General features: G+C 67.1%; 10 protein-coding genes and 1 pseudogene. 10 read left to right on the forward strand and 1 reads right to left on the reverse strand.

Features of this window, described 5'->3' with window-relative positions:
* The first annotated feature begins 39 nt into the window (after positions 1–39).
* Complete coding sequence (locus F624_RS0102405) at positions 40–1,284, forward strand: Zn-dependent hydrolase (protein WP_019572661.1); 1,245 nt, start codon at positions 40–42, stop codon at positions 1,282–1,284.
* Positions 1,285–1,334: 50 nt separating this feature from the next.
* Here F624_RS0102405 and F624_RS0102410 read toward each other — a convergent pair whose 3' ends face one another.
* Entirely contained in the window at positions 1,335–2,288 is a 954-nt protein-coding gene (locus tag F624_RS0102410; RefSeq protein ID WP_425387267.1) for a LysR family transcriptional regulator, read from the reverse strand.
* A 153-nt stretch (positions 2,289–2,441) separates the two neighbouring features.
* On the opposite strand from F624_RS0102410, the pseudogene F624_RS32075 reads away from it, so the two are divergent.
* From F624_RS32075 to F624_RS33190, 9 genes and pseudogenes are all read left to right on the forward strand, one after another.
* Positions 2,442–3,451, forward strand: a pseudogene (locus F624_RS32075) (TRAP transporter substrate-binding protein).
* 87 nt (positions 3,452–3,538) lie between these two features.
* Complete coding sequence (locus tag F624_RS0102420) at positions 3,539–5,320, forward strand: IlvD/Edd family dehydratase (RefSeq protein WP_019572663.1); 1,782 nt, start codon at positions 3,539–3,541, stop codon at positions 5,318–5,320.
* A 19-nt stretch (positions 5,321–5,339) separates the two neighbouring features.
* On the forward strand, positions 5,340–6,575 hold the full coding sequence (locus tag F624_RS0102425) for a fumarylacetoacetate hydrolase family protein (protein ID WP_019572664.1): 1,236 nt from the start codon (positions 5,340–5,342) through the stop codon (positions 6,573–6,575).
* A 71-nt stretch (positions 6,576–6,646) separates the two neighbouring features.
* Positions 6,647–7,264: a TRAP transporter small permease gene (locus F624_RS0102430; protein WP_019572665.1), complete on the forward strand. Its 618-nt coding sequence runs from the start codon at positions 6,647–6,649 to the stop codon at positions 7,262–7,264.
* 47 nt (positions 7,265–7,311) lie between these two features.
* Positions 7,312–8,592: a TRAP transporter large permease subunit gene (locus F624_RS0102435; protein ID WP_031253883.1), complete on the forward strand. Its 1,281-nt coding sequence runs from the start codon at positions 7,312–7,314 to the stop codon at positions 8,590–8,592.
* Between the two features lie 90 nt (positions 8,593–8,682).
* Positions 8,683–9,438 (forward strand): SDR family oxidoreductase, encoded by a 756-nt coding sequence (locus tag F624_RS0102440; RefSeq protein ID WP_019572667.1) that lies wholly within the window; start codon positions 8,683–8,685, stop codon positions 9,436–9,438.
* Positions 9,439–9,473: 35 nt separating this feature from the next.
* The gene (locus F624_RS0102445) at positions 9,474–10,337 is read left to right on the forward strand and encodes a fumarylacetoacetate hydrolase family protein (protein ID WP_019572668.1); all 864 of its coding nucleotides are present in this window, start codon (positions 9,474–9,476) and stop codon (positions 10,335–10,337) included.
* Positions 10,338–10,438: 101 nt separating this feature from the next.
* Entirely contained in the window at positions 10,439–10,807 is a 369-nt protein-coding gene (locus F624_RS0102450; RefSeq protein ID WP_019572669.1) for a hypothetical protein, read from the forward strand.
* Between the two features lie 73 nt (positions 10,808–10,880).
* On the forward strand, positions 10,881–13,097 hold the full coding sequence (locus tag F624_RS33190) for an HD domain-containing phosphohydrolase (RefSeq protein ID WP_169426527.1): 2,217 nt from the start codon (positions 10,881–10,883) through the stop codon (positions 13,095–13,097).
* Positions 13,098–13,131: the final 34 nt, after the last annotated feature.

Raw genomic sequence — 13,131 nt, forward strand, 5'->3', positions numbered from 1 at the left:
GGCCTCCAACGCGCTGCTCAACCTCATCCTCTTCCAACCATGACCTCTGCCAACCCCCATTCCCTGCGCATCAACGGCGAGCGCCTCTGGGACAGCCTGATGACCCTGGCCCGCATCGGCGGCACCGACAAGGGCGGCGTGTGCCGCCTGGCCCTGACCGAACTCGACCGCCAGGGCCGTGACCTGGTCGTGGGCTGGGCCCGCGACGCCGGCCTGAGCATCACCGTCGACCAGATCGGCAACGTCTTCATGCGCCGCCCCGGCCGCAACAACAGCCTGCCCCCGGTCATGACCGGCAGCCACATCGACACCCAACCCACCGGCGGCAAGTTCGACGGCAACTACGGCGTGCTGGCCGGCCTGGAGGTGGTGCGCACCCTGAACGACCACGGCATCCAGACCGAGGCCCCCCTCGAGGTCGCCTTCTGGACCAACGAAGAGGGCTCGCGCTTTGTGCCCGTGATGATGGGCTCGGGCGTGTTCGCCGGCGCCTTCACCCTGGAACACGCCTACGCCGCCACCGACACCGAGGGCAAGAGCGTCAAGGACGAGCTCACCCGCATCGGCTATGTCGGCAGCGAAGTGCCGGGCCAGCACCCCATCGGCGCCTACTTCGAGACCCACATCGAGCAGGGCCCGGTGCTGGAGGACAACGACAAGACCATCGGCGTGGTCAGCGCGGTGCTGGGCATCCGCTGGTACGACTGCACCGTGACCGGCATGGAAGCCCACGCCGGCCCCACCCCCATGGGCCTGCGCAAGGACGCGCTGCAGGTCGCCACCCGCGTGATGCAGGAGGTGGTGGCCATCGGCAACCGCTACGCCCCGCACGGGCGCGGCACCGTGGGCATGGTCAACGTGCACCCGAACAGCCGCAACGTGATCCCGGGCCGCGTCAAGTTCTCGATGGACCTGCGCAACAGCACCGATGCGCTGGTCGACCAGATGGACGCCGACATCCGCGCCTACGCGGCCCAGGTGGCCGCCGAAACCGGGCTCAAGATCGAGATCGAGCTGGTCTCGCACTACCCGGCCCAGCCCTTCCACGCCGACTGCGTCAACGCGGTGCAGCGCGCCGCCGAGCGCCTGGGCTACAGCCACATGCCCGCCGTCTCGGGCGCCGGCCACGACGCCGTCTACATGGCCAAGCTGGCCCCCACGGGCATGATCTTCATCCCCTGCAAGGACGGCATCAGCCACAACGAGATCGAAGACGCCAAGCCCGAGCACATCACCGCCGGCTGCAATGTGCTGCTGCAGGCCATGCTGGAGCGGGCAGGTTGATACCTTGACGGCGGGGCGGGGCGGGGCGGGGTGGAGTTGGGCTTGGGAGCTCAGGCCGCTGCCACCCCCCGCAACACCTCCATGAAGGCCAGCGTCGCCGGCGTGGGCGTTTCGCCCAGGCGGGTCAGCATGCCGTAGTCGGGCATGCGGTCGGGCAGGTCGACGGGGATGCGGGCCAGCAGGCCCTTGTCGATGTAGCGCTTGACCAGGGCCGTGGGCTGCAGTGACAGCATGTCGGTGGTCTGCATCATCTCCAGCGCGAACAGGAAAGAGGGCGTCTCGACCACCCCTGAGGTCAGCGCTAGGCCGTTGCGGCCGAAGATGTCGTCGGACACCTTGCGCACCGCGGTGGAGGCGGGGTAGAGGATCCAGGGCCAGTGCGACAGCTCGGCCATGTCCAGCTCGCGTACGCCCCGCAGTGGGTGGTGCAGGCCCCCCACCACCTGCAGTGGTTCGTCCGAGAGGCGCTCGTAGTGGAACTGGCTGCGCTGGGATTCGTCGGTGAAGCGGCCGATCATCAGGTCGATCTTGCGCTCGGCCAGCCACACCACCAGCTGGTCACTGCTCTGCTCCAGCACCTTCAGCACCAGCAGGGGGCGCAGGCGCTGGATCTCGGCCACCGAGGCGATCAGCACGTGGGCCGCCGAGCCGGTGATGGCGCCGATCGACAGGTGCCCATGGCCCCCTTGCTTGAGGGCATTGAACTCGTCCACAAATTTGCGGTGCCCGGCCAGCGCGCTGGCCGCATAGCGCAGCGTGAACAGGCCCAGTTCGTTGGGCCGCATGCCACGCGACAGGCGCTCGAACAGGCGGGCCTCCAGGATCTCCTCGATGTCCATCAGGATCTTGGTGGCCGCGGGCTGGGTGATGTGCATCTGCTCGGCCGTCAGGCGCAGGTTGCGGGTCTGGCCCAGGATGTCCAGAAACTGCAGATGGCGAAAGCGCAGGCGGGCACAGGCCTGGGCCAAAGACAGGGGTTTACCCGAAATCGGGTCTGGACTCATCAGCATTTGGAATGGATGCTAGCAAAAAAGTCAGTGGACCCCAGGGGACGGGAAACCTAATCTCTCGCCTGCAACGGGAGGATCCATCAGAGATTCCCCGCGGCCGGTGGCCCCGCCCACCGTGGTTCAGACATTCCAAATTCGGAGACATCCATGCAATTCAAAGCCCTGGCCCTGGCGGCCACGATCCTGGCCGCCTTGGCCGCCCCGGTGTCGGCCCAGATCAAGGACCATGTGTTCAAGGTCGGCATCGGCCTCAACGAAGACCATCCCCAGGCCCTGGCTGTGAAGTACTTTGCCGAGCAGTTGTCGGCCAAGAGCGGCGGCAAGCTGGTGGCCAAGCTCTATGCCAGCGGCTCGCTGGGCAACGATGTCAGCATGACCTCGGCCCTGCGCGGCGGCACACTCGAGATGACGGTGCCCGACACCTCCACCCTGATGTCGCTGATCAAGCCCTTTGGCGTGCTGAACCTGCCCCTGACCTTCAACAACGAGCAAGAGGCCGATGCCGTGCTGGACGGCCCCTTCGGCCAGAAGCTGCTCGCCAAGCTGCCCAAAAAGGCCTGGTGGGCCTGGGCTACTGGGAGAACGGCTTTCGGCACGTGACCAATTCGCGCCGCCCCATCACCAAGGCCGACGACCTGGTGGGCCTGAAGCTGCGCGTGATCCAGAGCCCGCTGTTCCTGGACACCTTCAGCGCGCTGGGTGCCAACGCCACGCCCATGCCCTTCACCGAGCTGTATTCGGCCATGGAGCAGGCCGCGGTGGATGGCCAGGAGAACCCTGCGGCCACCATCCTGTCGAGCAAGTTCTACGAGGTGCAAAAGCACATGGTGCTGTCGCGCCACATGTACAGCACCTGGGCCTTGCTGATGTCCAAGAAGACCTGGGACGGCCTGTCGGCGCAAGAGCAGAAGATCGTGCAGGACGCCGCCCGCGAAGCCACGGTGTACGAACGCAAGACCATCCGCGCCTTTGGTGACAAGGCCCTTGGCGAGCTCAAGAAGGTGGGCATGCAGGTGACCGAGCTGCCCCCGGCCGAGCAGGCCAAGATGCGCGCCAAGCTGCAGCCCGTGCTGGCCAAGTACGCCAAGGAATTTGGTGAAGACACCACCGGTGAACTCAACGCCGAGCTGGCCAAGGTGCGCGGCACCGCCAAGTGATTCCCCCCGGGTGCGTGGGCGGCGGGCCGAAGCCCCGTCGCGCCGCCGCTGCACCCGCCGTCTCGTCTTCCACAGCAGGGTCTTCCCATGGACAAGAAAGCCAAGCGCCCCTTCCGCTCGCGTGAGTGGTTTGCCGACCCCGAGCGCTCGGACATGACCGCGCTCTACCTCGAGCGCTTCATGAACTACGGGCTCACGCCCGAAGAGCTGCGCTCGGGCCGGCCCATCATCGGCATCGCCCAGACCGGCAGCGACCTGTCGCCGTGCAACCGCATCCACCTCGATCTGGCGCGGCGCGTGCGCGACGGCATCCGCGATGCCGGGGGCATCCCGATGGAGTTCCCGGTGCACCCCATCTTCGAGAACTGCCGCCGCCCCACTGCCGCACTCGACCGCAACCTGGCCTACCTGGGCCTGGTCGAGACCCTGTATGGCTACCCCATCGACGCCGTGGTGCTGACCACGGGCTGCGACAAGACCACCCCGGCCGGCATCATGGCCGCCTCCACCGTGGACATCCCGGCCATCGTGCTCTCGGGCGGCCCCATGCTGGACGGCTGGCACGATGGCGAGCTGGTGGGCTCGGGCACCGTGATCTGGCGCAGCCGCCGCCAGCTGGCTGCCGGCGAGATCGACGAGGAAGAGTTTTTGCAGCGCGCCTGCAGCAGCGCCCCCTCGGCCGGCCATTGCAACACCATGGGCACGGCCTCCACCATGAACGCCGTGGCCGAGGCCCTGGGCCTGTCGCTGCCGGGTTGCGCGGCCATCCCGGCGCCCTACCGCGAGCGGGGGCAGATGGCGTATGAGACCGGACGCCGCATCGTCGAGATGGCCTATGAAGACCTGCGCCCCTCGCAGCTGCTCACCCGCGAGAGCTTTCTCAATGCCCTGTCGGTGGTGAGTGTGGCCGGCGGCTCCAGCAACGCGCAGGTGCACATCATGGCCATGGCGCGCCACGCCGGGGTCGAGCTGCAGGCGCGCGACTGGACCACCCATGCCTACGATCTGCCCCTGCTGCTCAACATGCAGCCGGCCGGCCAATTCCTGGGCGAACGCTTCTTCCGCGCCGGGGGCGTGCCCGCCCTGATGTGGGAGCTGCTGCAGGCCGGTCGCCTGCAGGGCGACTGCCGCACCGTCACCGGCCGCACGCTGGCGGAGAACCTGCAGGGCCGTGAAACCCGCGACCGCGAGGTGATCTTCCCCTTCGCCCAGCCTCTGATGCAGAAGGCCGGCTTTTTGGTGCTGTCGGGCAATCTGTTCGACTTCGGCATCCTCAAGACCTCGGTGATTTCCGAGGCCTTCCGCCAGCGCTACCTGCAGCAACCCGGCCAGGAGGGCATCTTCGAGGCCCGCGCCGTGGTGTTCGAAGGCGCTGACGACTACCATGCCCGCATCAACGACCCCGCGCTCGGCATCGACGAGGGCAGCATCCTGGTGATGCGCGGTGCCGGCCCCATCGGCTGGCCCGGTTCGGCCGAAGTGGTCAACATGCAACCGCCCGATGCGTTGATTCGGCGCGGCATCAACACCCTGCCCACGCTGGGGGACGGACGTCAATCCGGCACGGCCGACAGCCCTTCCATCCTCAACGTGTCTCCCGAGAGCGCGGTGGGCGGGGGCTTGAGCTGGCTGCAAAGCGGCGATGTGCTGCGCATCGACCTCAACACCGGCCGCTGCGACGCCCTGGTCGCCCCTGACGAGATCGAACGCCGCCGCCGCGAGCTGCCCGCCCCGCCCGTGCCGCGCAGCCAATCCCCCTGGGAGGCGCTGTACCGCGAAAAAACCGGCCAACTGGTGGACGGCGCCACGCTCGACTTTGCGCTGGACTACCGCCGGATCTCCGAGCACACCCCACGCCACAACCACTGAAGCCTTCAAGGACCTGACCATGAGTTCCACGACAACGGCCGCCCAAGCAGCGGCGGCCGGTGCGGCAACGCACGCCCAAATCCTGCCTGACGACGGCCTGGCCGGCACCCTGGTGGGCCGCATCTGGTGGCCTGGCGCCCAACCTGGTCACCTCAGCGGCCCGGCCGTGGTGGCCCTGCGCCCCGAGGGCGTGTTCGACCTGAGCGAGCACTTTCCCATCATGAGCACCCTGCTGGAGTCGCCCGACCCGGCCCAGGCCGTGCACGGTTGCGTGGGCCAGCGTGTGTGCAGCGTGGCCGAGTTGCTGGACAACAGCCAGTTGGCCCCGCGCGACACCACCCGCCCCTGGTTGCTGGCCCCCTGCGATCTGCAGGTGGTCAAGGCCGCCGGCGTCACCTTTGCCGCCAGCCTCATCGAGCGCGTGATCGAGGAGCAGGCCCGTGGCGACGCCCGCCGCGCCCAGGGCCTGCGCAGCCAGGTGGTCGGCCTGATCGGCGAGAGCCTGGCCGACATCCGCCCCGGCTCGGAGCAGGCCATGGCACTCAAGGCTTTGCTGCAGGACAAAGGCCTGTGGTCGCAGTACCTGGAGGTGGGCATCGGCCCCGATGCCGAGGTGTTCACCAAGGCCCCGGTGCTGGCCTCGGTGGGCACGGGCGAGGAGATCGGCATCCGCGCCGACTCGGCCTGGAACAACCCCGAGCCCGAGGTGGTGCTGGCCGTCAACAGCCGTGGCGCCATCGTGGGCGCCACCCTGGGCAATGACGTCAACCTGCGCGACATCGAGGGCCGCAGCGCGCTGCTGCTGGGCAAGGCCAAGGACAACAACGCCTCGTGCGCCATGGGGCCCTTCATCCGCCTGTTCGATGCCGGCTTCGGCCTGGACCAGGTGCGCCGCGAGACCGTTAACCTGCGCGTGACCGGGCCCGAGGGCTACGAGCTGCGCGGTATCAACACCATGGCCAGCATCAGCCGCGACCCGGCCGATCTGGTGGCCCAGACCCTGGCCGCCCACCAGTACCCAGACGGCTTCATGCTGTTCCTGGGCACCTTGTTCGCGCCCATCGAGGACCGCGACCAGCCCGGCGGCGGCTTCACCCACAGGCTGGGCGATGTGGTCACCATCCAGAGCGCCTGGCTGGGGGCCTTGCACAACCGGGTCGCGCACAGCGAAACCGCCGCCCCCTGGCGCTTCGGCCTGCGCGCCTTCATCGCCAACCTGGCCGCGCGCGGCCTGCTGCAGGGCAGGGCGCTGTGAACCCGGCCTGACGAGACGGTTGAACTCAAAAAACAAGCCACGGTGGCCCAGCCACCCAAGGAGACAACAACATGCTCAATACCCTCATCGATCGTTACTGCCGGTTCATCAACCTGCTCATCGCGCTGGCCCTGGCCGTGATGGTGGTGCTGGTGTTCGGCAACGTGGTGCTGCGCTACGCCTTCAATTCGGGCATCGCCGTCAGCGAAGAGCTGTCGCGCTGGCTCTTTGTCTGGATCACCTTTCTGGGCGCCGTCAGCGCGATCAAGGAAAACGCCCACCTGGGCACCGACATGCTGGTGTCGCGCCTGCCGGTGGCAGGCAAGAAGGCGTGCATGGTGCTGGGGCAGGTGCTGATGCTCTACATCACCTGGCTGTTCTTTCAGGGCAGCTGGCAGCAGACCGTGATCAACTGGGACGTTGAAGCCCCCGTCACCGGCGCCTCGACCGCCATCTTCTATGCCTCGGGCGTGGTGTTCTCGGTGTGTGCGGCCGGGCTCATCGTGCTGCAACTGCTGCGCGTGCTGACCGGCCAGCTCAGCGAGGCCGAGCTGGTGATGATCAAGGAGTCCGAGGAGCAGGGCGAGCTCGAAGCCCTGCAGGCCGAACTGGCGCGCGAGAACGCGGCCGGCCACGGAGCCAGTCATTCCCCTTTGGGTGACAAGCCGCTGCCCCACTCGGGCCGCTGAGCCGTCGCGCCGCGACCAAGACCAAGAACAACACCGGAGACAAGAACATGACCGTATTGATATTTCTCGGCGGCCTGGTGGGCGCCATGGCCCTGGGCATCCCGATCGCCTACGCCCTGCTGGCCAGCGGCGTCGGACTGATGTGGCAACTGGACCTGTTCGACGCCCAGATCCTGGCGCAGAACTTCATCAACGGGGCCGACAGCTTTCCGTTGCTGGCCGTGCCCTTCTTCATGCTGGCGGGCGAAATCATGAACGTGGGCGGCCTGTCGCAGCGCATCGTCAACTTTGCCCTGGCCCTGGTGGGCCATGTGAAGGGCGGGCTGGGCTATGTGGTGATCCTGGCGGCCTGCCTGCTGTCCTCGCTGTCGGGCTCGGCCGTGGCCGATGCGGCCGCCCTGACGGCGCTGCTGCTGCCCATGATGGTCAAGGCCGGGCACAAGAAAGAGGTGTCGGGCGGGCTGATTGCCGCCTCGGGGGTGATCGGTCCCATCATCCCGCCCAGCATCGGCTTTGTGATCTTCGGCGTGACGGCCAATGTGTCGATCAGCAAGCTGTTCATCGCGGGCATCTTCCCCGGCATCATGATCGGTGCCGGCCTGGCCCTCACCTGGTGGTGGGTGGGCCGCAAGGAGCAACTGGCCCTGCCCGAGAAGAAAACCAAGGCCGAGATCTGGCGCGCTGCCCGCGAGTCGGCCTGGGCGCTGACGCTGCCGGTGTTCATCCTGGTGGGCTTGCGCATGGGCGTGTTCACGCCCACCGAGGCGGCCGTGGTGGCGGCGGTGTACTCGCTGTTCGTGGCCGGCGTGATCTACCGCGAGCTGCCCCTGTCGGCCCTGCTGCCCATCTTCACCACGGCGGCCAAGACCACCGCGGTGGTGATGTTCCTGGTGGCCGCGGCCATGGTGTCGTCGTGGCTGATCACGGTGGCCAACCTGCCCACCCAGATGGTCGAGTTGCTCAAGCCCTTCATGGGCAACCAGACCTTGCTGCTGGTGGCCATCATGGTGCTGGTGATGCTGGTGGGCACGGCCATGGACATGACCCCCACCATCCTGATCCTGACCCCGGTGCTGATGCCCGTGATCAAGGCCGCCGGCATCGACCCCGTCTACTTTGGCGTGCTGTTCATCATCAACAACTCGATCGGCCTGATCACCCCGCCCGTGGGCACCATCCTGAACGTGGTGGCCGGGGTGGGGCGCATGAAGATGGACGAGGTGACCCGGGGCGTCTGGCCCTTCATGGTGGCCGAGTTCGCAGTGATGTTCGTCATGGTGGCCTTCCCACAGACCGTGCTGGCGCCGTTGCGCTGGTTCACGGCCTGAGCGCCGGTCAAGCCCGGCCAGGCCCATCCGGGCGCGTGATTGAGCTTTTCCGCCTCGCCTCTCTCTTTCAACCCCAGGAGCTGTCCCACCATGACCCAACGACTTGCTGGCAAGACCGCCTTTTTGACCGCCGCCGGCCAGGGCATCGGCCGCGCCACCGCCGTGGCCTTTGCGGCCGAAGGCGCGCGCGTGATCGCCACCGACATCAACGCCCAGGCCCTGGCCGCCTTGCAGCAGCAGATCGGCTGCACCACCCGCGTGCTGGACGTGACCCGCCCCGAGGCCGTGCAGGCCGTGGCGGCCGAACTGGGCCCGGTGGATGTGCTGTTCAACGGCGCGGGCTTTGTGCACGCCGGCACCCTGCTCGACTGCACCGACGAGGAGTGGGACTTTGCCTTCGACCTCAACGTGCGCTCGCAGTGGCGCACCATCCGCGCCTTCCTGCCCGGCATGCTGGCGCAGGGGCGTGGTTCCATCATCAATGTGTCCTCGGTGGCCGGCAGCATCAAGGGCGCGCCGCGCCGCTTTGTCTATGGCACCACGAAGGCCGCGGTGGTGGGGCTGACCAAATCGGTGGCGGCCGATTTTGTGGGGCAGGGCATCCGCTGCAACGCCATCTGCCCCGGCACCGTCATGTCGCCCTCGCTGCAGGAGCGCATCCAGGCCCAGGCCCAGGCCAGCGGCCAGAGCCTGGCCCAGGTCGAGGCCGGCTTTGTCGAGCGCCAGCCCATGGGCCGCCTGGGCCGGGCCGAAGAGATCGCCGCGCTGGCGGTGTACCTGGCCAGCGACGAGTCGTCCTTCACCACCGGCACGGCCCAGGTCATCGACGGCGGCTGGTCGAACTGAGTCTTTCCCTTCTTCTACACCCGGAATCTTCATCCATGAAACTGCTCCGCCACGGCCTCAAGGGCCAAGAGAAGCCCGCCCTGCTGCACAGCGATGGCACCCTGCGAGACCTCAGCGCCGTGCTGACCGACATCGGCCCGGCCACCCTGTCGCCCGCCGGCCTGGCCGCCCTGGCCGGCCTGGGCGCCAGCACCCTGCCCATCGTGCCCCAGGGCCGGCTGGCCGTGCCCTGGACCGGCATGGGCAAGTTCATTGCCATCGGCCTGAACTACGCCGACCATGCGGCCGAGGCCAACATGCCCATCCCGCAAGAGCCCATCGTCTTCACCAAGACCGTGAACAGCGCCGTGGGCTGCAACCACCCCGTGGTGCTGCCCCAGGGCTCGGTCAAGAGCGACTGGGAGGTGGAGCTGGGCGTGGTGATCGGCAGCCGTGCCCGCTACGTGAGCGAGGCTGAGGCCCTGAAGCACGTGGCCGGCTACTGCACCATCAACGACATCTCCGAGCGCGAATACCAGCTGGAGCGCGGCGGCACCTGGGACAAGGGCAAGGGCTGCGACACCTTCGGCCCCATCGGCCCCTGGCTGGTCAGCGCCGACGAAGTGGGCGACCCGCAGAACTTGGCCCTATGGCTCGATGTGAACGGCCAGCGCCAGCAGACCGGCAACACCCGCACCATGATCTTCACCGTGGCCCAGCTGGTCAGCTACCTGAGCCGCTTCATGACCCTGGATCCCGGCGACCTGATCACCACCGGCACCCCGCCCGGCGTGGGCATGGGCAAGAAGCCGGCCGCGCAGTTCCTGCGCCCCGGCGACGTGATGACGCTGGGCATCGAGAAGCTGGGCACCCAACAGCAGACCGTGTTTGCCTGGGACCCGGCGCTGATTGACGGGTGAGGGGCGGGGGCAGGCCGCTGCCCCTGGTCCGTTCATGGTCAAATAGCGACCGATAGGCGCTGTCAGCGCGTCCATACGATCAGATTTGCAGTTTTTCGACCATGCCCTACGAAATCATCCGCGAACCCCAAGGTATCCACAAACGTTTCTGGGGCATCGTCACGGCTGACGAGTTTCTGTCGTCAGTGGGCCAGTTCCACAGCGATCCGCGCTTCGAGAACATCCGCTACACGATCAACGATTTCTCCGAAACCGAAGCCTTCACCATGGGCGAGGGCGGCATCCTGGACACGGCCGCGATCAACATCGGGGCCACCTTCGTCAACCCCAAGTACCGCATCCTGGCGGTCACGTCGGACCCGGTCATCATCGCCATGGCCCGCAAGTACGACCAGATCACCCAGATGCCGCCCATCCTGCTGTTTGCCACCCTGACCGAAGCCCGGGACTGGGTGCAGTCTTCGGCCTGAGCGCGATGGCAGCACAGGGGGCGCTTGAACTGCTGGCATGTCAAAGACTGGAGGCGGGTTGATGCGACTGCTGATGCGATTGCCACTTAACTTGCTCAGCATCCGTTGGCGTTTTCTGTTCCTTTTGCTGTGCACCTGTGCGGTGTTGTTGTCTGCATCGGTCTACCGGGCCCTGGATCGTCGAGCTGCCGACGTCGCTGCGGCCATGGCGCAGCAAGATGTGCTGTCAACGGCCATGGCCGATCGGCAAAGGCTGGGGTTTGAAAACACCCAGCGCCTGCTCGGCCTGTTGAGCCAGGCGGTCGATCTGAGCACGCTGATCAACGACCCCCAATGTGACCGCCGGCTGGCGGCGCTGGTGTCCCAGGATCCGCAGGTGGCCAATGTCTTTTTGGCCTTGCCCAACGGGGATACCCGGTGCCACCTTGTCCGGGGAGCCCAGGCCCTCAACATCGCCAACCGCTCCTTCATGCCGCGGGCTTTGGTGCAGGACAAGCCGGTGGTCGGGGCGGCTCAGGTGGGCGGGTTCACTGGCAAACATGTGTTGCCGGTTGCGCAGCGCATTGCGGACGCACAGGGCCGGGTTCAAGGCTTGATCGTGGTGGCCATGGACTTGAGCTGGGTGACCCGTGAGCTGCCTGGCAGCCGGGCAGCTGGGCCATCCATGGCGGGCCTGGTCGATGCTCATGGCCGGGTCATCACACGTCGGCCCCAGCCCGCCTCCCAGCAGGGAGACGAGGTGTTCGAGCCTGCGGCCTTCGAGCAACTGCGCCAGCAAGGCCCGGGTGCGGCGGTCAGCCTGGTGTTTCCCGACGGGGAGCGTCGCTTGCTCACCCTCTACCGGTTTGCGGAGACCTTGGCCGGTCCGGTCTATTTCTTCGTCGGGCAAAGGCAGGCCGACATCACCGCCGCTGCGGATCGTCAGATGGTGATGGACCTGTCTCTGGCCGCGCTGTTGGTGTTGGTCGCCTTTGCCGTGGCCTGGTGGGGGGGCGAGCACTGGTTGATACGCCCCTTGCGCCGGATCGGTCTGGCCGCCCGCGAGTTGGGGGCCGGCAATCACCTGGCGCGCACGGAGCTCGCGCCCCAGCCGGGGGAGGTGGGGGCGCTGGCTGCAGCCTTTGATGACATGGCCGCAGCCCTGGCCTCCAACAACAACGTGGTGCGCCTGAACCGAGCCCTGCAGTTGCTGAGCAAATCCAACCAGGCCCTGGTGCGCGGCCAACAGGAGGCGGCTTTGCTGGACGACATCTGCCGCATTGTCGTCCAGGTGGGCGGCTATCGGCTGGCCTGGGTGGGGTTTGCCGAGCACGATGCCGAAAAGTCGGTGCGCCTGATCGCCCAGTTCGGTGTCAACGCCGGCTACCTGAAAGCGGCTCAGATCAGCTGGGGCGACAACGCCCTGGGGCAGGGTCCCACAGGCATGTCCATCCGGCTGGGCCAGCCCCAGATCAACCGGGAATTCGCCACCGAGAACAAGATGGCCCCCTGGCGCGTGGCGGCGCTGGCTCATGGCTTCCGTTCCAGTGCGGCATTCCCGCTGATGGTGGACGGCCAGACCCTGGGTGCCCTGACCATCTACTCGGCGGCGCCTGATGCCTTCAATGAACAGGAGGTGAGCCTGCTCGGTGAGTTGGCGGCTGACCTGGCCTTTGGCATCCATTCACGCCGCGTCCAGCAAGCCCATGTGCAGACCCAGCGGCGCCTGGAGGGTGTGCTGGAAGCCACGGTGCAGGCGGTGGCCACCACGGTCGAATTTCGCGACCCCTACACCGCAGGCCACCAGCGGCGGGTGGCCTCGCTCGCTGTGGCCATGGCGCGCCGCATGGGCCTGTCGGATCACGAGGTGCAGGGCATCCACCTGGCTGGCATCGTGCATGACATCGGCAAGATCCAGGTGCCCGAGGCGATTCTCGCCAAACCCGGCCGCCTGACCGAGGACGAGTACCAGGTACTGCGGCGTCACCCTCAGGCGGGTCATGACATTCTCAAGGACATCGCGTTTCCCTGGCCGATCGCCGACATGGTGCTGCAGCACCACGAACGCCTGGATGGCAGTGGCTACCCTTTGGGCCTGGCACAGGATCAGATCATTCTCGGAGCCCGCATCCTGGCGGTGGCCGATGTGGTTGAGGCCATGTGTCTGGATCGCCCCTACCGTGCGGGTCTGGGTGTGGCGGCCGCGTTGGCTGAAATCCAGAGCGGGCGGGGGCGCCTCTATGACCCACAGGCCGCCGACATCTGCGTTGAACTCCTGAGCCATGGCGAATTTTCTTTCGAGGCCGCCTGAGATGCCCTCCATCAACAGCCCTGCTGTGGCCCAA

This window comes from Curvibacter lanceolatus ATCC 14669 (assembly GCF_000381265.1).
GTDB lineage: Bacteria > Pseudomonadota > Gammaproteobacteria > Burkholderiales > Burkholderiaceae_C > Curvibacter > Curvibacter lanceolatus.